We start from the raw sequence: 19,316 nt of genomic DNA on the forward strand, positions 1-19,316 counted from the left end.
TATGTAACGTTGATACGGAACAATGATACAGTTCGAACTGTGAACGATTCCGTCCGTCAGTTGCTGCTGGATCGCCGGGACCAGGGCAGCCTTCCCGGGCGTCGTACCGACGACGCCCGGCTCGTGCTGCTGATCGAGGGTGGGAGTTCGCGCGGCGCGTTCTCCAGTGGGATGACGGTCGCGATCGAGCAGCTCGGTCTGCTGCCGCTGTTCGACGCCGTCTACGGCAGCTCGGCCGGTGCGCTCAACGGTGCCTGGCTGCTCTGCGGCCGCGCCGACAGCACCAAGCACGCCTGGTGGGACCGAACCATCATGGGTACGACGATCAGCCCGCGCCGGCTGCTGCGTCGCCAGCCGGTGGTCGACACCCACTACCTGGTGAACACCGTCTATACCGAGGTGATGCCGATGGGCTTCCAGGAGGTCCTCGACAACCCCGTCGAGTTCCACCCGCTCGCCACGGACGCGCAGACCGGTGAGTCCGTCGACCTGCACCCGCATCTCCACGACCAGCGCAGCCTGCAAACCGCGCTCCGCGCCTCCACTGCGATGCCCCTCTTGGCCGGCCCGCCGGTAGAGCTCGACGGCCACACCTACGTCGACGCCGGAGTCACCGAAGGAACTCCCATTCGTACGGCGCTCGCCCAGCACGCGACCCACGTCGTCGCCCTGCGGACCCGGCGACTGAACGAGACCCAGCGCGCACCATCACCTGCCGAGCGCGCGTTCCTGAATCGCTGGTTCGCCCGCTACGCACCCGGCGCCCTCGACCCCTGGCTGCGCCGGGTCGAGATCCGTGCCGAGGAGGAGGCGTTGCTGGCCGAGCATCCGGGGACGATCCAGATCCGTCCACCCGCCGACAGTCTGAGCATCGGCCGGACCGAACGCCGGCCGCAGCCGCTTCGCGCCGCCGTACAGACTGGTCGGCAGGTTGCGCTGGAGGCGCTGTCGCTGGGCACCGAGAGTTGGCGGCGCGTATGAGCACCGTGGTGCTGCCGAGCGGCGAGGTCGAGTACGTCGAGCAGGGGGCCGGGCCCGCGGTCGTCTTCGTGCATGGTCTGTTGGTCAACGGCAAGCTCTGGCGCAAGGTCGTCCCGCAGGTAGCGGCCGCCGGCTTCCGCTGCATCGCTCCGGACTGGCCTCTCGGCGCACACCGAATCCCGATGCCGGCCAATGCAGACCTGACCCCACCCGGCGTGGCCAAGCTTATCGCCGAGTTCCTCGAGGCCCTCGACCTGACCGACGTCACCGTGGTCGCCAACGACACCGGCGGCGCCCTCACTCAGCTCCTGATGACCAATCACCCCGAGCGAGTCGGCCGAGTGGTGCTCACCCCGTGCGACGCGTTCGAGGACTTCTTCCCGCCACCATTCGACCGGATGCCCAAGCTGGCAAGCCTTCCGGGAGCGATCTGGCTCGGCAGTCGCCTGCTCCAACTCCCGATCGTGCAGCATCAACCGAGCACCTTCGGCTGGCTGGCCAAACGCGGAATCCCTGCCGAGATCCTGAAGGACTACCTGCAGCCGATCCGAGACAGCGCCGCGATCCGCCGCGACGCCACCCGCTTCATCGGTGCCGTCGACAAGAAGTACACCCTGAACGCCGCAACGGCTCTCGAAGGCTTCACGAAGCCGGTCCTCTTGGTCCGCGCTGCCGACGACCGCATCTTCAAGCCGCACCTGTTCGACCGGCTGGCAAAAATCTTGCCCGACGCAACCATCATCACGATCGAGGACAGCTACTCGTTCATCCCGGAGGATCAACCGGACGAACTCGCCCGACGCATCATCGAGTTCGCATGCTGATCATCAGGAGCGCACTCGTCATCGCCTGGCTCGCGATCGTCGCAGTCACCGTGCATGCCATCACGACGCTCGGTCTGTCGGCCGGCAGCGTGTTCATCACCGACTTCAGCCATCCCTGGCGGGCGCAGATCAATGGTGACTTCGGTCTGCATCTGCTGCTGATCATGGCCTGGATCGCCTACCGCGAACGCGGCGTACGGCGGTTGCTCGCGCTGCCCGTCGTACTCGGCAGTGTCTACACCCTGCCCTACCTGTTCGCCGCCACCTTCACGAAGAAGCGTGTCACGCCTGCCGCGTGATCGACGCGAGAATGAGAGCCTTCGCTTCAGCCGCGATCTCGGAGACCGGATAGCGAGCCGTGTGGGTCTGCCACTCGCGCAGCAGCCCGGTGATGGCGCCGACGATCATGATCGTGGTCAGCCGGAAGTCGCGCCGGGGAGCGAGGCCCAGAGCAGCGGCGCGATCGGCCTCTTGCTCGATCAGCTCGCTCCAGCGACCGACCCACTCCACGTGGAGGGCCTCGACCGCTGGGCTGACGCCGACCGCCTCGACGTAGTTCAGTCGAGCGAGTCGCGGGTCTGCGGTGACCGCGGCCAGATAGACGTCGACGAGTACGTCGATCCGCGCGGCCGGGTCCGCCGTCGCCAAGCCGGTCAGCGTCTGGCTGACGTGGTCGTAGGCGAGCTGGTTGGTCCGCACATACAGCTCGAGCAGCAGCGCTTCCTTGGTCTCGAACTCCTGGTAGAAACCACGGTTCGACATCCCGGCCGCGGCGCACAGTTCGGTGATCTTGGTCTGCTGGTAGCCGGTCGAGGTGAACAGCTCGACCCCCGCCGCGAGCAGCCGCGCGCGCCGATCCTCCCGGCGCTGAGCCAACGGCACACCGCCGTAGCTGCGCTCTGTAGACACCGAACCTCCACACGTCCAGGGGATTGTCACAGCCTAACCCGGCCCCTATATTCGGGTAATCCTCGTTACCACTCTCCCGCCCCGGAGGTACCCACCGTGTTCCGCAGACTTGTCACCGGACTGGCTGTCGCAGGCCTGTCCTGTGCGGTCATCGCCGCGCCCGCAGCTGCCGACGACCGCCCACCGACCCCACAGAACGACCCCTTCTACACAGCGCCCTCACCGCTGCCAGACGTCCGGGCCGGTGACGTCCTCAAGACCCGGAAGGTCGACCTGTACGTCGACATCCTCCGGCTCTTCCCCACCCCGATCCGCGCGGACCAGGTCCTCTACCGATCAACCTCAGCCACCGGTACGGCGAACGCCGTGTCCGGCACGGTGATCACGCCACTCACGGCCTGGACGGGACCAGGCAAACGCCCGGTCGTGGCCTACGCGATGGGCACCCAAGGGCTCGGTGACCAGTGCGCGCCGTCGTACCAGCTCCGGACCGGTACCGAGGTCGAGGTCGCCTTCATCGTCCAGGCCATCGGCAAGGGCTGGGCGGTCGCGCTGACCGACTACGAAGGACTCGGTACGCCGGGAACGCACACCTACGCGACTGCCAAGTCCGAGGGGCGCGCACTCCTCGACGTCGCTCGCGCGGCGACCCGACTCCCGGTCGCCAACCTCGATCCCGCTGCTCCGGTCGGGGTCTTCGGCTACTCCCAAGGCGGCCAGGCGGCGGCCGCGGCGGCCGAGCAGGCGGCGGCGTACGCGCCCGATCTGCACGTCGTCGGTACGGCGACCGGCGGGGTACCGGCCGATCTCAATCTGGTGGCCAAGAGCAACGAAGGTGGAGTGTTCGGATTGGTGGCAGCTGCCGCGGCCGGCCTGGCGACGGCCTATCCCGACGTTCCGCTGGACAACGTGCTGACCACGCAGGGCAAGGCGCTGTTCGCGAAGCTCAAGCAGGCTTGTGTCGCCGAGATCGGCACGACCGCGCTGGGTGGGCACCTCAACGACTACACGACGGTTCCGGATGTCATCCAGGACCCGCGCTGGCAGCAGCGCATCCACGAGAACCTGCTCGGCAACGTCAAGCCGTCCGCGCCGATCTACCTCTATCAAGGGACCGCCGACGAGCTGATCCCGTACGCCGGTGCGGTAGCGCTCAAGTCCAGGTACTGCGCGGCCGGAGCGACCCTCGAGTGGCACGCGATTCCGCTCGGCGGACACGTCAGCACCGTCTCCATCTGGGGCACGAATGCACTGAACTGGTTGGGCGACCGTTTCCAGAGCCGTCCCGCCATGACGTCCTGCTGAAGGAGCCGCCGCGATGATGCCCGACACCGTCCTCGACCTGACTGTGCTCGATCTTGTGGGACGCAACGCGGCCGAGCACGCTGATGTCGTGGCGATCGTCGACGGCGAGCGGCGGTTGACCTGGGCCGAGTACGAACGCCAGGCCCAGGCGATCGCGCTGTTACTGCTCGATCTCGGGATCGAACCGGGTGACGTGGTCGGGCTGCAGATGGTGAACCGGGCCGAGCACGTGCTGACCGATGTCGGGGTGATGCTCGCCGGCGCGACCCCGACGTCGTACTACAACACCCTCGCGGCCGACCAACTTGCTTATGTGGCTGGGGATTCGGCCTGCAAGGTCAGCATCGTGGACATGGAGTTCCTGCCGCTCTGGCTGGAGATCAGGGACCGATTGCCGCAGCTCCGGACGATCCTCGTGATCGGCCCGGGCCCGGCGCCGGTCGGCGTACTGTCGTTCGAGGTGTTGACCGCGGCCGCACTCGCGTCGTTGCCCGAGCGCCTGCCGGACGTGCGAGCTGCCGCAGCAAAGGTCCAACCGGATGATCCGGCAACAATCGTCTACACCTCCGGTACGACGGGTCCGCCGAAGGGCACGCTTGTCACCCACGCCGGGATCTCCACCGTGTTGTCCGGAGTCCTCACCCGCGTGGTCGAGGACCTGGGCGAACTCCCAAAGCCGGGGCGAACTCAGGTCTCCTACCTACCTCTCGCTCACCTCGCCGAGCGGATGATCACGCACTACCTCGGTACGGCGCTCGCCTCGACCGTCACCTACGTAAGGGATCTCCGCACCCTGCCCGACGAGCTCCCGGTCATCCAACCGCACGTGTTCCTCGCGGTCCCGCGCGTCTGGGAGAAGTTGCTCGGAGCAATCACCGAACGGGCCATCACCGAACGATCCCCAGTACGACGGGCGCTGCTGCGCCGAGCGATCGCCGTTGCCCGCAAGGGAGAACCGCGCGGGCTGGTGTTCGAACGGCTGGTCTATCGGCGGATCCGGCTCGCGCTCGGCCTCGACGAACTGATGGTGGCGGTCAGTGGGGCAGCGCCGATCTCGCCGGACGTGCTGACGTTCTTCCGCGGCATCGGTGTCACGATCGTCGAGGCCTACGGCATGACCGAGACCTCCGCCGTCCTGACCCTCAACTCGCTCAGCGAACCCCGTCTCGGCACTGTCGGCCGCGCCCTGCCCGGTGTCGAACTGCGCTTGGCTGACGACGGTGAACTGCTGGCCCGCGGCCGGATCATCTCGCCCGGCTATCTGAACCGGCCGGATGACACCGCCGATACCTTCATCGACGGCTGGCTGCACACCGGCGATCTCGGCCGGATCGATGCCGACGGCTACCTTTCGATCGTCGGCCGCAAGAAGGAGTTGATCATCAACGCGGCCGGGAAGAACATCTCGGCCGCCAATGTCGAGCAGGCGGTCTCCTCGGCCTCCGACCTGATCGGCTCGGTCTACGTCCACGGCGACAACCGCCCGTACCTGGTGGCCCTGATCACGCTCGATCCCGGTTGGCGCCAGTGGTGCAGGGCACGCAATATCGAAGCCGGTACGTCGGTCGAGGCTGCCGCGCATCCCGCCGTACGGGCTGAGATCGAGCAGGCGGTGCGCACCGGCAACGCGCGTTTGTCGAGGGTCGAACAGGTGAAACGCTGGTCCCTGCTGGAGTCCCTTTGGGGCACGGATACCGGCGAACTGACGCCTACGCTGAAGCTCAAACGATCCGTGGTGCGGGACAAATACGCTCGCTCGCTGAACACTCTCTACGCCTCGAAGGAGCTCCAGTGAAACGCCTGCTCGCGATAGTCGTCACGGCCGCCGCTCTGGTCGTCAACCTGACACCTGCGGCTCAAGCAGCCGGCTGCCCGTCGGTGAACAAGAACTGGTCGGCGCCCGGCCCGTACGCGGTCACCTCGGCCTCCAACGGCCAAGGTACGACGATCATCCGGCCGACCCAGCTCGGGACGCTCGGCTGCGCGAAGCACCCCGTGATCCTGTGGAGCAACGGCGCGGCCGCGACAGTATCGACGTACCAGCAGTTGTTGGAGCACTTCGCGTCCCACGGTTTCATCGTGGCCGCGGGCGAAGGCCGGTCGAGCTCGGGTGATCCGCTGCTCGAAGGGCTCGACTACCTGACAGCACAGAACGGTACGGCGGGCAGCGTGTTCGCGGGCAAGGTCGACCTCGACCATGTCGGCGCGACCGGTCACTCGTTGGGCGGTGGCGCAGCCGTCGGTGCCGGTGCGGACCCGCGCGTGGACACCGTGGCGCCGCTCGAGGGCGGGCCGTTCAACGACCCCGCGGACCTGCACGGTCCGGCCTTGTACTTCGCGGGATCGGCAGACCTGATCGTCTGGCCGTCGGTCGTGCACGACCGCTACACGCAGAGCGCCCAGGTACCCGCGATCTACGCCGAGCTGAAGGGCGCCGATCACTTCGTGGTCAGCCCGGACGGCGGTCAGTTCCGCGGCGCGATCACGGCCTGGTTCCGCTACTGGCTGATGGGTGACGCGCAGGCCCGCGGCGAGTTCTTCGGTCCGTCCTGCACCAACTGCACGTCAACCCTGTGGTCGAAGTTCGAGCGCAACGCGAAGGCGACCGCGCTCTGAAGATCACCAGACGAAGGTGTCCGCCAGTTCGCGCAGCTTCTGCTCGTCCGGGCTGCCCGGATCGGCGGTGAAGATGGCGAGGAACTGGGAGCGGTCCGAGTCGACGACGTAGTCGCTGTTCAGCTCCAGCCAGCCGGCCTCGGGATGGTTCAGGTGCAGCCGCGGCCAGTCCTGCTCGAACACCGGATGCTCGGCCCAGACCTCGGCGAACTCGGGGCTCCGGCCGAGCAAGGTCTCCACCAGTACGGCGGCCTGCGGGTCTGACGTGGCGTGAGTGGCGAGCACCTCGGCGACGATCGCGCGGGAGATGCGATCGTGGTCATCCGGCGCGTAGAGCTCTCGCTCCGCCGGAGTCAGGAACCACCGACAGGCCCAGTACCGCTCGATTCCGTCGAAGCGTGAGTGATCCCCGAAGACGGCGACCGAGAGATCGTTCTGCTGGAGAGTCTCACCAAGGTGGCTGCAGATCTGAGCGGGTGTGTTGTCCAACTGCTGCATTACCCGCAGGAGGTGCTGAGCCGCGCGGTCATTCAGGTGCCGCGGCGGGTTCGGGTAGCCGGCCAGCCTGAAGAGGTGCTTCCGCTCGTCCTCGCTCAGCCGCAGCCCCTCGGCGAGCGAGCTCAGGATCGGCTCGGACGGTCGCGGCCCGCGCTGCTGCTCAATCCGGCTGTAGTAGTCGGCCGAGACTCCGGCGAGCTCCGCAACCTCCTCGCGACGCAGCCCGTCCGACCGGCGGCGCCGCGCCCGCGGCAGCCCGACATCCTCCGGCTGCAGCTGAGCCCGGCGGGTCCGCAGGAAGTCGGCGAGCATCGCCCGGTTCAGTCCTGTGCCCTGGATCACAGGACAAAGTATCCCTGGTTGCCTCTGAGCGGCGTTGGTTCGGTAGGAGCATGAAACGACTCCTGACCCTGGTGGCCGCGGCGATCGTCCCGCTCGCCGTACTGGTCCCACTCCCGAGCAGCGCGGCGCCCAGCGCGTGCTCGAGCCTCTCCGTCAAGGCGCCGCAGGGCGGTCACGTCGACTCCGTGACCGGACTCGACCAGCCTGGTGGCACCGTCGACTTCCCCGCCAACCCGCCGTTCCCGGCCAGTTCGGTCGCCGGCGTACCGGCGTACTGCCAGGTCACCGTCCAGCTCAGCCACCCGGGCGCCGGGGACCACGTGAAGACCGTGGTCTGGCTGCCGAAGACCGGCTGGAACGGACGCTTCCAGGCGCTTGGCGGCGGGGGATACGCGGCCGGTGAGTTCGGCGCGCCGTGGGCGAACGCGATCAAGGCCGGGTACGCCGTTGCCTCGACCGACGCCGGCGTGGTCGGGTCGCCGTACACCGCGGACTCGTGGGCGCTCAAGGACGGCAAGGTCGATCAGGGCCTGCTGACGAACTTCGCCTCGCGCTCGGTGCACGATCTCGCGATCGTGGGCAAGGCCGTCGTGAACGACTACTACGGTCGCGCGGCGGCGTACACGTACTGGAACGGTTGCTCGACCGGCGGCCGTCAGGGGTACGTCGAGGCGCAGCAGCACCCGACCGACTTCGACGGCATCCTCGCCGCCTCACCCGCGGTCAACTGGGATCGCTGGACGGTCGGGGCGATCTGGCCGGCCGTGGTGATGAACCAGGAACACACCTACCCGACGAAGTGTGAGTTCGAGGAGTTCACCAAGGCCGCCGTACAGGCTTGTGGTCTTGAGGACCCGGCGAACTGTCATTGGGCGCCGGAGCGGTTGATCGGCAAGACGGTGTTGTGTGAGGGCAAGTCGGTGACGATCACGGCTGCCGATGCACGCGTAGTGCGCAAGATCTGGGACGGCGGTCCCTGGTACGGCCTCACCCGCGGTACGCCGCTCGACGGGCTGGCCGCGACTGACGGGCAGCACGCGGTGCCGTTCGTCGTACCGGACAGCTGGATCCGCAACTTCCTCAAGCTCGACCCGAGCTACGACACCAGCAAGCTCACGTATGCCCAGTACTACAAGCTCTTCCGGCAGTCGCACGCGCAGTACAACAAGGTGATCGGCAGCGACAACCCCGACCTGTCCGGCCTCCGACGCGCGGGCGGCAAGCTGCTCTCCTGGCACGGCCTCGCCGACAGCCTCATCCCGGCGCAAGGCACTGTCGACTACCGTCAGCGCGTCGAGCACCGGATGGGCCGCGTGGACAGCTTCTACCGACTCTTCCTGGTCCCGGGTGCTGGTCACTGCGGCGGCGGACCGGCCCCGACCGACCCGCTCGGTGCACTGGTGAAGTGGGTCGAGCAGGGCAAAGCTCCCAGGACTCTCTCCGATCTCAACGCCTAGTGCACCTGCCGAAGCTAACGTCCGAAAAACCGGAGGCGGGCCCTCCGATCGTTCGGACGTTAGCGCGGCGGACGGTTAGGTCCAGGGTTCGGTGGTTACGGCGGAGGTGAAGACGGGGGTGGCGGATTGGGTGACGGTTACGTGGACCACGCCGTTGGCGGCGGGGGTGGCGGTGACGTGGCAGGGCTGGTCGAACTCGACGTAGCGGAGGAACTGGGTGTCGAAGCGGGTGGTCGCTACCGGGGTCGGTAGGGACGCCTGTGCCGCTTGAGCGGCGGCCTCGAGGAGGACCATGCCGGGCACGTGGTCGTGCGGGTGGTCGAAGAGGACGCTGTGGGTGGTGTCCACTCGCAGCTGCCAGCTCAGTGGCTGGTTCAGTGGAGTCAGTACGACGTTGCGCGTGCTGCTGCGGCCTACCAGCGCGGGGTCGACCGGCGGGGTGAGCGCGATGGCTTTGCTGAAGGCGTCCTTCGCCGAGGAGTAGGGACCGCGGAGGCGGTCGTAGATCGCCGGCGGGTGCGCGCTGTAGCGCACCTCGGCGCCGCCGATCCGGCGGCCGTCGCTGACCGCGTCGATCCGCGACACCAGGTAGACCGATCCCATCCGGCGTCGCGTGACGCTCGGGTGACTCACCAGGAGAGTGACCTTCCGCGCGCTGCCCTGGACGTCCAGCGCGGTCGGAAGAATCCAGGAACTGATCTGTTCCCAGCCGAGTCGGTGACCCAATGGAATCGAATGAACACGGTGACTGAGTAAAGCGAGTGCTTGCCGCAGGCTTTCCGTGAACAGCAAAGGTGTGAAATGGTCGCCCTCTGTATAGAAAGCGTGACTCTGTGGCCACGTGGTGACGACTTCCTGGACCAGATCGGGGAGTTCACGCCAGTCGGTGACGAGGGCTTCCTCCGATTTGTCCTTGCGGACAAGCGTTTGGATCGGTGGAGCTATGGCGGCTGGGCTGATGGTCATGGCAGTTTTTCCCCCCTGTGGGACGACAGGTAGAGGACACGGACGGTGGATCCGCCCAGTGTCCACGTATAAATTAAATAAAGTTGTTCTTTTCGTGAAGCGATTCCGCGCAGATTGCAAGGGAGAGGTGTCCACATGGCGCAACGGGTGGTGAAACAGGCGCGGGCCGAGCGGACCAGGGCAGCAGTGATGCTGGCCGCCGCCGAGGTGTTCGCGGAGAACGGGTTCTCCGGTGCCAGCGTCATGAAGATCGCCGACCGGGCCGGGGTGACACTGGGTGGGGTCTACTTCCACTTCCGCTCCAAGGAGGAGCTGGCCCGGGCGATCGTGGCCGGCCAGCCGGAGTTCGTCGTACCGCCGGCGGACTCGCACGGGTTGCAGCGGGCCATCGACGTGACCAAGACGTGGGCGCGGCAGCTCGCGGAGAGCCCGATGCTGCGGGCGGGGGCCCGGCTGGTATGGGAGCAGGACCGGTTCATGCCCGCGGGTGAGAACTCGCATCAGCAGTGGACCACGCTGGTGGCGGCCGACCTGCAGTCCGCGGTGGACAGCGGGGAGCTGAAGCCCGAGGTCGACATCCAGTCGATCGCCCGGATGATCGTCAATGCCTGTACCGGCGCGCAGATGCACTCGTACGTCGAGACCGCTCACGAGGACCTGGTCGACCGGGTAGAAGAGATCTGGCGCTGTCTGATGCCGGCGCTGGGAGTGTCGGATCAGTGCAACGGGATCAAGGGGATCGGCCGTGAGTGAGGCTGTACGCGATGCAGTAGGAACGCTGAGTGGCAGGACGATCATGATCACCGGTGCGTCCAGCGGCATCGGTGCCGCGGCCGCCCGATGGTTCGCGGTCGAGGGGGCGGCCGTCGTACTGATGGCTCGTCGTAAGGACAAGCTGGAGGAGATCGCGGCCGAGATTCGTGCGGCTGGTGGACGGGTCGAGCTGGCACCGGGTGATGTCACCGACACCGATGCGGTCGAGCGAGCGGTCGCCACCGCGGTGAGAGCGTTCGGAGGTCTGAACGGCGCGTTCAACAACGCCGGTTGGGGGACCATCGGGACGCTCCTGCACGAGACCGACGACGCGGACTTCGAGCGGACCATGGACGTCAACGTCCGCGGGACGTGGAACTGCCTCAAACATCAGCTGCCGGTGATGATCGAGGCGGGCGGCGGCTCGGTGGTCAACACCTCCAGCACCGCCGGTGAGTTCGCCACTGGTGCAGGATCCGCGTACGTCGCCGCCAAGCACGCCGTACTGGGTCTGACCCGGGCCGCGGCGGCCGAGTACGGCCAGTTCGGCATCCGGATCAACGCGCTGATCGTCGGCACGACGCGCACCGAGCTGATCGAGAACGCGATTCGCGCGTTCCCGCCGCTCGAACAGGGATCGGTCGCCCGCCAGATCCAGCCGCGGATGGCGGACCCGATCGAGGTGGCGCGCGCTGCCGCTTGGCTGCTCAGCGATCAGGCCTCGTTCATCACCGGTGGTGCCATCCCGGTCGACGGCGGAGCCAGCGCGATCTGACGAAACCCACTGCGACTTAGCCAGGTCCGCCTGCGACTTGGCCAAGTCTGCGCTCTGTGCCCACCTGGTGACTAACTTTCGTTGACGATAAAAAAAAGATCACTATTATTTGAGTGTCCTGGGGGGACGCTGCCGGTGAGGTCTCGTATCGAGAGGCATGTGAGGTGAGCAGTGGCACAAGGGACAGTGCGCGTTCTCGTGGTCGAAGGGATCTCCGCGGAGATCGAAAACAGGCGGCAGGACCTGCGCAGGCAGGGCTACGCCGTCAGCTGTGTGGACACCGGCGCCAAGGCGTTGCGAGCACATCGGAGTGCTGATTTCGTCTTGCTGGACTTGGATCTGCCCGATATCGACGGGCTCGAGGTGTGCCGGTCGATTCGGGGTGCTGGTGACAAACCGATCATTACGGTCTCGTCTGGTGGGACGGAGACCGACCGGATCCTCGCGTTGCAGGCCGGCGCGGACGACTGCGTGGACGTCCGTTGCGGCCCGCGGGAGATGCTGGCCCGGATCGAAGCGGTGCTGCGGCGGACGCTGCCGTGCCGTCAGCCGGGCCGCGTGATGACGCTGGGCTCGTTGAGCCTCGATGTGCAAGCGCATGAAGCGCGCGTTCGCGGTGAGCCGGTGCGGCTGACCGGCAAGGAGTTCGAGCTGTTGCACAAGCTGGCCTCGCATCCCGATGAGGCGGTGTCGCGCAAACAGTTGATGGCCAGTGTCTGGGAGACCAGTTGGGCCGACTCGAGTCGCACGATCGACACCCACGTGCGGAGTCTGCGGGCCAAGCTCGGAGCCAGCTCGTGGATCATCACGGTCCGCGGCGTCGGCTACCGGATCGGCAGGGGATAGGTGAGGCCGTGTCCGTCCCAGGACGGACACGGCCTCTTCGGCGATCAGGCTGCGTTTGGTCGCCGGCTTGGGAAGCCGTGCTTGCGGGCGATGATGGCCACCAGCAGCACGGGGACTACGAGCACGAGGACGCCCCAGGGGAAGGACTTCGGGCCGAGGACTGCGAGCAGGATGCCACCGACAGCGCCGCCGCCGGCCATGAACGAGTTCCACGTGGTCACCAGCAGAGCCTGGCCCCGGTCGCCACCTGCGTCGGTGACGGCCGTCTGCAGCAGCGTGGTGACGCCACCCCAGCTGAGGCCCCAGATGATCATGGCCGCGTACACCACGAGGTCGTTGCTGGCGGCCAGTCCGAGCATCGCCGCGGCGAGCACGAACAGGGCCGCGGAGCCGATGGTGAGACCGCGCAGCTTGCGGTCGACCAGGGCGCCGGTGATCACGATGCTGATGACGGACGCGATACCGAAGACCAGCAGTACGACGTCACGCCGGGCGCCCATGTGGTACTCGTCGAGGAAGGTCGAGATGTAGGTGTAGAGGATGTTGTGCGCCAGCACCCAGGCCGCGACCGTGAACAGGACGGCGACGACGCCCGGAAGCTTGAGGGCCTGGAAGATCGGCTCACGCTGTCCGACCGGCTGGCCGGGTGTGGATGGAACCGACAGACCCATCCAGCCCAGCAGCAGCACCGAGAGTGCGGCCACGATGCCGAAGGTGAGTCGCCAGCCGAAGAGATTGCCGAGGAACGTGCCGACCGGGATGCCGAGGGCCAGTGCGAGGGGAACACCGGCCATCGTGATCGAGATGGCCCGGCCTTGCAGGTGCGGCGGCGCCAAGCGGCGCGCGTAGCCGACCAGCTCGGCCCAGACCGCGGCCGCCGCGATACCGGCCAGCAGGCGGAAGCCCATGGTCAGCACGTAGCTGGAGGAGGTCGCCGTGACGACGTTCGCGATACCGATCATCGCGACCGCGAGCAGCAGCAGCTTCTTGCGGTTCCAGGTGGCGGTCGCCACGGACAACGGGATCGCCGCGACGCCGGTCGCGATAGCATAAATCGTCAGTGACTGACCGGCGGCGGACTCGCTGACCGACAGGTCGCGGGCCATCTCCGGCAGGACGCCGGCGGGTAGGGCCTCGGTCAGGATGCCGACGAACGCCGCGGTGCTCAGCGCCAGCAAGGGTGACCAGGGCAGTGTGTTCCCGCCTCCGAGGGGCGGTGTCGAGATCTCAGTCTGGGAAGCAGCCATGGGAGATATACTCAAACCTTCTCATTGATGTGCAGGTCAAGGTCGTCGAAAGTGAGGTGCGCCACATGCGGATCGGAACCTTGGCGGACAGGACCGGGACGTCCCGGCGGTTGCTGCGGTACTACGAGGAGCAGGGGCTGATCGGCTCCCAGCGGTCCGCGAACGGGTACCGGGACTACGCCGAGTCCTGTGTGGACAAGGTGATCCAGATCCGCGGCCTGCTGGACGCCGGCCTGCCGACCCGGGTGATCCGGGAGGTCCTGCCGTGTATGGACACCCCGCGGGCCATCCGGATCTCCGCCCCCACCGCGGAGACGATCGCGCTCCTCGAAGGCGAACGGGACCGGATGGCCGAGCGCATCCGCTTCCTCGAGCGCAACCGCGCCGCCATCACCGAGTACCTGGTGGCGGTCCGGGAGGCTCAGGCAGAGGGCGCCCCCCAGACCCCGAACTCGGCCGAGGCCGTCGTCACCGCCTGAGCGGCGTACACGACGTCGTTCGCGAGGACGACGCCGTGGCTGGCGATGTCGAAGACGATCCGGTCGCCGTCGGCGATCCGGAAACCCGCGTGCCAGCTGGCCTTGTCCGACCCGAGCAGCAGGTAGTTGACCAACCCCGGTCGTCGCATCCCGGCGTAGGAGAAGAGGTTGTCGACCATGTCCGGGACGCGCTGGAAGATCGAGTCCGCGCCGGCCGAGAAGTCGCCCTTCCAGGCCACCTCACCCTCGCGCTCGATGATGATCTGCCCGGTGACCGTGGTCGGCGGCTCGCCGAGGAACAGCCACGGCGTGAGCGAGGTGTCGCAGAGCTTCGCGTACGGCGTCCAGCCCCACGGGTTCTGCAGGTGCAGCCCGATGTCGTTCAGGTCGTTGCCGAACGTGTAGCCGGCGTAGTGCGGGTTGCCGTCCTCGTCGTTGACGAAGACCAGCCCGACCTCGGGCTCCTCGAGCAGTTCCTGCGAGGTGAACGGAACGGTCAGCGGACCGCCGTTGGTCTCGAGCCAGGACCCGAAGCCCTTGATCAGCCAGTTCGGCGCCTTGAACTCCTCGTCCGGCGCCGGCGGCGCCGGGAACTTGGAGCGATGCGTGCCCATGAACCCGGTGACGAGCGAGTTGTTCGAGGCCGGCAGCAGCGGCGGCAGGAAGTGCAGCTCGGGGTCGTCGGCCGCGACCGTGACCGTGTCGGTCCCGGAGGTCAGCGAGTCGAGGAGCGCCTGCGTGCCGCCACCGGCCAGTACGGCGTTCCGTAGCTGGTCCTCGGCGACCGGGAACAGGGTGACCGGCGCATCGGACGGCAGCCCCACGCCCGCGTAGCGCTGCCCGCGGTACTCAACTTCGAAGATGACGGTGGACATTGCTCTCCTTGGTTAGTTCGGCCATGACTTCGGTCAGGCGGTCGATGGATGCCTTGATCCAGGGCAGGGTGAGGGGGTCCGGCGCGTGGAGTGCGGCGAGGCGTTCCGCGTCCGTCTCGCCGTACAGGCGGCTGGTGGCGGCCCGAATCCTCAGTGAGTGCTGGGGTTCGCCGAAGGCCGTGCCGGGGAGCAGGGCGACGCCGTACTTGGTGCTGAGTAGCTCGGTGAGTTCAGTGCCGTTGATGCCGAGCTGGAGGGGCGCGAAGTCCGGGTAGAGGTAGCAGGTGGCCTGCACCGGCGCGAGCTCCGCGCCGGCTGAGGTGAAGACCTCGGCCACTCGCCGTACGACGCGTTCGTGCAACCGGCGTGATGCGGCGACTCGCTCGACCACCTCGGGCGGTTCGGCCAAGGCGTACGCAGCCGCCGCCTGGACAGGGGCCGCCGTACTCGACCAGATCTGACTGGCGATGCTGATGAGCCGCGTGCGGAGTTCGGCGGTCGGTAGCCGGGCCACGCCGAGCCGCCAGCCACCGACGGCGAGGTTCTTGGTCAGGCCGGTGGTGACGACTGTTCGTTCCGGTGCGTAGACCGCAGGTGAGACGGCCGGGGCGTAAGCGAGGTCGCAGTAGATCTCGTCGGAGATGATCACCAGGTCGAGTTCGCGCGCCACGTCGGCGAGCTCACGAACCGTCTCCGGCGTGGCGATCGTGCCGGTCGGGTTGTCCGGCAGCGTCACTACGACACTGCGCGGATTCCCTCCAGCTGCTCGTGCCTTGAGCACCTGGACCCGAAGCTCGGCCGGATCCGGTACGCCGCCCTCGCCGGGGCGCGTGCGGACCGCGATCGACTTCAACCCGCCGAGCTGAGCCTGCGCGGCATAGCTCACCCAGGTCGGAACCGGTACGACGACGTCGCCGCCGACTGCCATCATCAGTGCGAACAGCAGCGGTTTCGTCCCCGGACCGCAGACCACGTCGGCCGGATCGGTCGGCAGCCCACGGCGGTTCCAGTAGCCCGCGGCTGCCAACCGCACGTCGTGTGAGCCGGCGACCGGTCCATAAGCGTTGCGACCGGCTGCAGCGATCAGGTGCTCGCGAAGCTCCGGCAGAACGGGTAGCCCGATCTCACCGGTAGCCAGGAACAGCACGCGCTCCCCGGCCAGCCGCCGACGTTCGAACTCCTCGTCGGCGGCCAGCGTGGCGGACATCGTCACTGTCATGCGTAGAGCTTTCGGAGCTCGATCTTGCGGACCTTGCCCGTCAACGTCTTCGGCAGCATGTCGACGACCTCGAGCCGCTCGGGGTAGAACCGCTCGTCCTGACCGGCACTCCGAAGGTGCGCCTGGATCTCCTGCAGTGTCGGCCGAGTGTTGCCGTGGGCAACGGCCACCGCCAGGATCGGGTCGTCGACCTGACCTGTCGTACCGACGAGTGCGGCCTCGGTGACCTTGGGGTGCTGGGAGATGACGGCTTCCAGTTCAGCCATCGGTACGACGATGCCGTCGCGGACGATGGTGTCCTTGGCCCGGCCGAGGATCCGGATCCCGCCGCGCCCGTCCTCACGCGCCACGTCACCGGTGTCGAACCAGCCGTCCTCGTTCACTTCGGCGTCGAAGACGTCCTGCTGCTTGAAGTACCCGAGCGCCTGGGACGCACCCCGGACCCGCAACCGACCGACCGGTGCACGCTTCGACGGGTCGTGGCAGAGGTCGATCCGAATCTCCATCGCATCGATCGGCCGGCCGTGACTGCGGGCAGCCCAGTCGCGGTCGTAGTCGAGCCGGCTGATCGTGATCGGCCCGAACTCCGACATTCCCCACACCGAGTAGGTGCGCGACCCGAAGGTCGACCGCATCTCGTCCACCAGCCCCTGGAGCACCGGCGCCGCGCCGGTGACCGTGTGCTGGAGGCTGGAGACGTCGTGAGGATCGGCCTGCTGGACCCGTGCAACACCACTGAGGGTTGGAGGGGGACCGTACAGAAGCGTGGCGCGATAGCGCTCCACGAGGTCCAGCAGGCCAGCCTTGTCGGGACCGTCCTGGAAGGCGACTGTCCCGCCGAGCAAGACGCTGGCGAGCACGCCCTGGCCGAAGCCCGAGTAGTGCACCAGCGGCGTGGTGTTCGCGACGACCAGGTCGTCACTGAGCATGAACGCGTCCACATAACCCCGTACGCCGGAATGCACGGTGTTCTGACTGTGGACAACGCCCTTGGAGAAACCCGTCGTGCCGGAGGTGAACAGGACGACGAACGGCTCGTCCGGTTGGAGCTGACGACCCGTCAGGTCGGTCGTCTCCTCCCAGCGGGTACCGATGAAATGGTCGTGGAACTCCTGGCTGTCGAGCAGGAACAACTGCTCGACTTCCAGGTCGGGACTCTCATCTGTTGCGATCAACACCTTTGCCTCGGTGAGCGCGAGCCGGTGGTGTAGTTCGTCACCCACGCATTCCGGGGCGATCGGCACGATGACCGCGCCGACCGCCATGGTCGCGAACATCAGCGGCACGATCTCCCACCGGTTCGGCGCCTGTACGGCGACCCGGTCGCCACGCTCGATCCCCAGCTGGAGAAGGGCTCCCGCGAACCGGTCCGTCAGCTTGGACAGCTCCGCGTAGTCGAGCGTGTCGGTGTGCGCCTCTTCAAGGCGGCGCCCGGCGATGGCGAGTTTGCGGGGCCGCTCCCGAGCCTGCTTGCGCAGGTCGTCGAGAAAGGTGTCGTCCCGCCACCAACCGCGACGCCGGTACTCCTCGGTCATCGCCCACGCTCCGCACGTCGTACGGCGAGGAGCTCGGGCAGCGGGTCGCCTGCGCCGGCCTTGGCAATCTCCAACAGGGCCTCGGTGTTCAGCTTGACCCGGTTGCCGATCCAGTCGAAGACCCACGCCTTGCGCGCCTCGGCCTCCAGGTCGAACGGGACCACCCGAGTGACGGCCAGCGCCGCGGAACCGGCGCCGCCGATGTTGGCGATCACACCCGGCACCAGTACGGCGCCCGCCGCGCGAGCCTTCTCCTGCGCGACCGGTGTGGAGGCGATATTGGCGCCCTCGACAACGAGTTCGGCGCGGAGCCGATGCACGTTCTCGTCGTTCAGTGCGCGCTTCTGTGCCGCGAGGATCAGCAGGTCCGCGTCGACATCGAGCCACGCATCCGAGCTGTTCGACTGGGTCACGCCGTCCGGGAGCTTCGTCCGGTCGATGCGGCCGAACTCGTCGGTGATCGCGATCAGGGCGTCGACCGGCAGCCGGTCAGCGCTGATCGTGCCGTCGATATCGGCGACGCCGACGACCACGTGACCGCGAGCCTCCAGGAACTGCGCAACCGCACGGCCGACCGCGCCGAAGCCCTGGACGACGACTCGTGCCTGCTTGCGGCCGCTGGCCTCCAACACGGTGACCGCCGCGACACCGACACCGTGGCCGGTGCAGTCGATCAGCGGCTCGTAGTACGTCCGCCAGTCGATCGGCATATCCGGGGCACCGAGGCGGTAGCGCGGGTCGTACTTCGCCTCCTCGAAGAAGATCGCCCGGTCGGCCGGGGTGACGCCCATGTCGATGCCCAGGTGGATTCCCCCGTGCAGCAAGGGTTTCACGGTCCGACCGAAGGTCTTGAACGTCGTCTCCCGGTCGGTGCCGTCGGAGACGATCCCGGCCTTCGCGCCACCGATCGGCAGCCCGGCCAGGGTGAACTTGTGGGTCATGTCGCGCGCCAGGCCGGCGACCTCTTCCTCGGTGACACCGGTGGTCATCCGGGTGCCGCCCATCGCCAGGCCGTCGTACAGGGAGTCGATGACCACCCAGCCCTGGAGGTTGCCTCCGGCACCGTTCAGGTGCACGGTGAGGGCGGGCTTGTCGTGCTCAGTCATGCCGATGTCCTTTGGGGTTAGAGGAAGGTTTGGGCGAAGCCGCGGAGGATCTCCCGGCCGTCGTCGCGGAACTCCAGGTGGGCCTGGGATCCGAAGATCCGGCCGTCGTCGGAGCGCAGGAACTCGACCGGGGCGTGCTCGGACCGGCCGATCGACCGGAAGCCGGCCGGGGCCGCCCGCAGGTAGAGGGTGTGCCGATGGAAGACCGTCACGGTCGGCTTCACGAAGGTGAACAGGGCCTCGCTCTTGTCCACCTCGGCGTCGTGCCCGCCGACCCGCTGCGGCCCCTCGGCCAGTTCGCCGCCCTGGGAGACGGCGATGATCTGCATGCCGCCGCAGATCCCGAAGACCGGGACGTCCGACGTCATGACCAGGTCGATCAGCGGCTTGTAGTACTCGGTGTCGTAGGCCCGGACCTTGGTGCCGCTCAGCACGATCGCCTGGTGCCGGCCGTCGAGCTTCGCGGGCACCTCGGTGCTGGTGACCACATCGGTCGCCGCACCGAGGTCCTCGAACCGCTTGCGCAGTTGGGGAAGCGACAGGGTCTTGTTGTTGACGACCAGTACGCGGGGTTGCGCCACGG

Annotated in this window: 20 protein-coding genes; 11 read left to right on the top strand and 9 right to left on the bottom strand. The window is 67.5% G+C overall.

From position 1 onward, the window contains the following. Positions 1–39: 39 nt before the first annotated feature. From ACIA49_RS41220 to ACIA49_RS41230, 3 genes are read left to right on the top strand one after another with little or no spacing between them, the layout of a single operon-like run. Positions 40–981 carry a patatin family protein gene (locus ACIA49_RS41220; RefSeq protein WP_396383817.1) on the top strand — a complete coding sequence of 314 codons (942 nt, stop codon included), beginning with the start codon at positions 40–42 and terminating at the stop codon, positions 979–981. Next, entirely contained in the window at positions 978–1,805 is an 828-nt protein-coding gene (locus tag ACIA49_RS41225) for an alpha/beta fold hydrolase (protein WP_396383818.1), read from the top strand. The genes ACIA49_RS41220 and ACIA49_RS41225 overlap by 4 nt, the downstream gene beginning before the upstream one ends. Further along, entirely contained in the window at positions 1,799–2,104 is a 306-nt protein-coding gene (locus tag ACIA49_RS41230; protein WP_396383819.1) for a hypothetical protein, read from the top strand. The genes ACIA49_RS41225 and ACIA49_RS41230 overlap by 7 nt, the downstream gene beginning before the upstream one ends. On the opposite strand, the gene ACIA49_RS41235 is transcribed toward ACIA49_RS41230, so the two are convergent. Next, on the bottom strand, positions 2,088–2,714 hold the full coding sequence (locus ACIA49_RS41235; protein WP_396383820.1) for a TetR/AcrR family transcriptional regulator: 627 nt from the start codon (positions 2,712–2,714) through the stop codon (positions 2,088–2,090). The two genes, ACIA49_RS41230 and ACIA49_RS41235, sit on opposite strands and share 17 nt — an antisense overlap. Positions 2,715–2,810: 96 nt before the next feature. Between ACIA49_RS41235 and ACIA49_RS41240 the strand changes: the two genes are divergently transcribed. Genes ACIA49_RS41240 through ACIA49_RS41250 form a run of 3 tightly spaced genes read left to right on the top strand, consistent with a single transcriptional unit; the run spans position 2,811 to position 6,635 of the window. Continuing rightward, positions 2,811–4,019: a lipase family protein gene (locus ACIA49_RS41240; protein ID WP_396383821.1), complete on the top strand. Its 1,209-nt coding sequence runs from the start codon at positions 2,811–2,813 to the stop codon at positions 4,017–4,019. Positions 4,020–4,035: 16 nt separating this feature from the next. After that, positions 4,036–5,814, top strand: coding sequence for an AMP-dependent synthetase/ligase (locus ACIA49_RS41245; RefSeq protein WP_396383822.1), 1,779 nt, complete (start codon positions 4,036–4,038; stop codon positions 5,812–5,814). Beyond that, entirely contained in the window at positions 5,811–6,635 is an 825-nt protein-coding gene (locus tag ACIA49_RS41250) for a hypothetical protein (RefSeq protein ID WP_396383823.1), read from the top strand. Before ACIA49_RS41245 ends, ACIA49_RS41250 begins: the two co-directional genes overlap by 4 nt. Before the next feature lie 3 nt (positions 6,636–6,638). On the opposite strand, the gene ACIA49_RS41255 is transcribed toward ACIA49_RS41250, so the two are convergent. After that, entirely contained in the window at positions 6,639–7,475 is an 837-nt protein-coding gene (locus ACIA49_RS41255) for a helix-turn-helix transcriptional regulator (protein WP_396383824.1), read from the bottom strand. A gap of 50 nt (positions 7,476–7,525) precedes the next feature. On the opposite strand from ACIA49_RS41255, the gene ACIA49_RS41260 reads away from it, so the two are divergent. After that, positions 7,526–8,932: a tannase/feruloyl esterase family alpha/beta hydrolase gene (locus ACIA49_RS41260; protein ID WP_396383825.1), complete on the top strand. Its 1,407-nt coding sequence runs from the start codon at positions 7,526–7,528 to the stop codon at positions 8,930–8,932. Positions 8,933–9,007: 75 nt separating this feature from the next. Here the strand turns inward: ACIA49_RS41260 and ACIA49_RS41265 are convergent, their stop codons facing one another. Next, positions 9,008–9,898, bottom strand: coding sequence for a ScbA/BarX family gamma-butyrolactone biosynthesis protein (locus ACIA49_RS41265; protein WP_396383826.1), 891 nt, complete (start codon positions 9,896–9,898; stop codon positions 9,008–9,010). 135 nt (positions 9,899–10,033) lie between these two features. Here ACIA49_RS41265 and ACIA49_RS41270 point away from each other — a divergent pair, with 135 nt between their 5' ends. The 3 genes from ACIA49_RS41270 to ACIA49_RS41280 all read left to right on the top strand — a co-directional run bounded on the left by ACIA49_RS41270 (position 10,034) and on the right by ACIA49_RS41280 (position 12,272). Next, complete coding sequence (locus ACIA49_RS41270; RefSeq protein ID WP_396383827.1) at positions 10,034–10,651, top strand: ScbR family autoregulator-binding transcription factor; 618 nt, start codon at positions 10,034–10,036, stop codon at positions 10,649–10,651. Then, complete coding sequence (locus ACIA49_RS41275; RefSeq protein WP_396383828.1) at positions 10,644–11,426, top strand: SDR family NAD(P)-dependent oxidoreductase; 783 nt, start codon at positions 10,644–10,646, stop codon at positions 11,424–11,426. Before ACIA49_RS41270 ends, ACIA49_RS41275 begins: the two co-directional genes overlap by 8 nt. 171 nt (positions 11,427–11,597) lie before the next feature. After that, on the top strand, positions 11,598–12,272 hold the full coding sequence (locus ACIA49_RS41280; protein ID WP_396383829.1) for a response regulator transcription factor: 675 nt from the start codon (positions 11,598–11,600) through the stop codon (positions 12,270–12,272). A gap of 44 nt (positions 12,273–12,316) precedes the next feature. On the opposite strand, the gene ACIA49_RS41285 is transcribed toward ACIA49_RS41280, so the two are convergent. After that, positions 12,317–13,519, bottom strand: coding sequence for an MFS transporter (locus ACIA49_RS41285; protein WP_396383830.1), 1,203 nt, complete (start codon positions 13,517–13,519; stop codon positions 12,317–12,319). A 65-nt stretch (positions 13,520–13,584) separates the two neighbouring features. On the opposite strand from ACIA49_RS41285, the gene ACIA49_RS41290 reads away from it, so the two are divergent. Continuing rightward, complete coding sequence (locus tag ACIA49_RS41290) at positions 13,585–13,998, top strand: MerR family transcriptional regulator (protein WP_396383831.1); 414 nt, start codon at positions 13,585–13,587, stop codon at positions 13,996–13,998. Here the strand turns inward: ACIA49_RS41290 and ACIA49_RS41295 are convergent. From ACIA49_RS41295 to ACIA49_RS41315, 5 genes are read right to left on the bottom strand one after another with little or no spacing between them, the layout of a single operon-like run. Continuing rightward, complete coding sequence (locus ACIA49_RS41295) at positions 13,941–14,873, bottom strand: hypothetical protein (protein WP_396383832.1); 933 nt, start codon at positions 14,871–14,873, stop codon at positions 13,941–13,943. The genes ACIA49_RS41290 and ACIA49_RS41295 overlap by 58 nt on opposite strands. Beyond that, positions 14,848–16,092 (bottom strand): pyridoxal phosphate-dependent aminotransferase, encoded by a 1,245-nt coding sequence (locus ACIA49_RS41300; RefSeq protein ID WP_396383833.1) that lies wholly within the window; start codon positions 16,090–16,092, stop codon positions 14,848–14,850. The genes ACIA49_RS41295 and ACIA49_RS41300 overlap by 26 nt, the downstream gene beginning before the upstream one ends. Next, positions 16,089–17,627: an AMP-binding protein gene (locus ACIA49_RS41305; protein WP_396383834.1), complete on the bottom strand. Its 1,539-nt coding sequence runs from the start codon at positions 17,625–17,627 to the stop codon at positions 16,089–16,091. Before ACIA49_RS41305 ends, ACIA49_RS41300 begins: the two co-directional genes overlap by 4 nt. Further along, complete coding sequence (locus ACIA49_RS41310; RefSeq protein WP_396383835.1) at positions 17,624–18,733, bottom strand: Glu/Leu/Phe/Val dehydrogenase dimerization domain-containing protein; 1,110 nt, start codon at positions 18,731–18,733, stop codon at positions 17,624–17,626. The genes ACIA49_RS41305 and ACIA49_RS41310 overlap by 4 nt, the downstream gene beginning before the upstream one ends. 17 nt (positions 18,734–18,750) lie before the next feature. Next, entirely contained in the window at positions 18,751–19,314 is a 564-nt protein-coding gene (locus ACIA49_RS41315) for a gamma-glutamyl-gamma-aminobutyrate hydrolase family protein (RefSeq protein WP_396383836.1), read from the bottom strand. Positions 19,315–19,316 lie beyond the last annotated feature (2 nt).

Origin of the sequence: Kribbella sp. NPDC051587 (assembly GCF_044453945.1) — a bacterium.
Taxonomy (GTDB): domain Bacteria; phylum Actinomycetota; class Actinomycetes; order Propionibacteriales; family Kribbellaceae; genus Kribbella.

Bases quoted from the DNA above. Each gene is read 5' to 3' on its own strand.
- ACIA49_RS41305 (WP_396383834.1), bottom strand. From the start codon at position 17,627: ATGACCGAGGAGTACCGGCGTCGCGGTTGGTGGCGGGACGACACCTTT.
- ACIA49_RS41225 (WP_396383818.1), top strand. From the start codon at position 978: ATGAGCACCGTGGTGCTGCCGAGCGGCGAGGTCGAGTACGTCGAGCAG.
- ACIA49_RS41290 (WP_396383831.1), top strand. From the start codon at position 13,585: ATGCGGATCGGAACCTTGGCGGACAGGACCGGGACGTCCCGGCGGTTG.
- ACIA49_RS41300 (WP_396383833.1), bottom strand. From the start codon at position 16,092: ATGACAGTGACGATGTCCGCCACGCTGGCCGCCGACGAGGAGTTCGAA.
- ACIA49_RS41285 (WP_396383830.1), bottom strand. From the start codon at position 13,519: ATGGCTGCTTCCCAGACTGAGATCTCGACACCGCCCCTCGGAGGCGGG.
- ACIA49_RS41270 (WP_396383827.1), top strand. From the start codon at position 10,034: ATGGCGCAACGGGTGGTGAAACAGGCGCGGGCCGAGCGGACCAGGGCA.
- ACIA49_RS41310 (WP_396383835.1), bottom strand. From the start codon at position 18,733: ATGACTGAGCACGACAAGCCCGCCCTCACCGTGCACCTGAACGGTGCC.
- ACIA49_RS41265 (WP_396383826.1), bottom strand. From the start codon at position 9,898: ATGACCATCAGCCCAGCCGCCATAGCTCCACCGATCCAAACGCTTGTC.
- ACIA49_RS41245 (WP_396383822.1), top strand. From the start codon at position 4,036: ATGCCCGACACCGTCCTCGACCTGACTGTGCTCGATCTTGTGGGACGC.
- ACIA49_RS41260 (WP_396383825.1), top strand. From the start codon at position 7,526: ATGAAACGACTCCTGACCCTGGTGGCCGCGGCGATCGTCCCGCTCGCC.
- ACIA49_RS41230 (WP_396383819.1), top strand. From the start codon at position 1,799: ATGCTGATCATCAGGAGCGCACTCGTCATCGCCTGGCTCGCGATCGTC.
- ACIA49_RS41295 (WP_396383832.1), bottom strand. From the start codon at position 14,873: ATGTCCACCGTCATCTTCGAAGTTGAGTACCGCGGGCAGCGCTACGCG.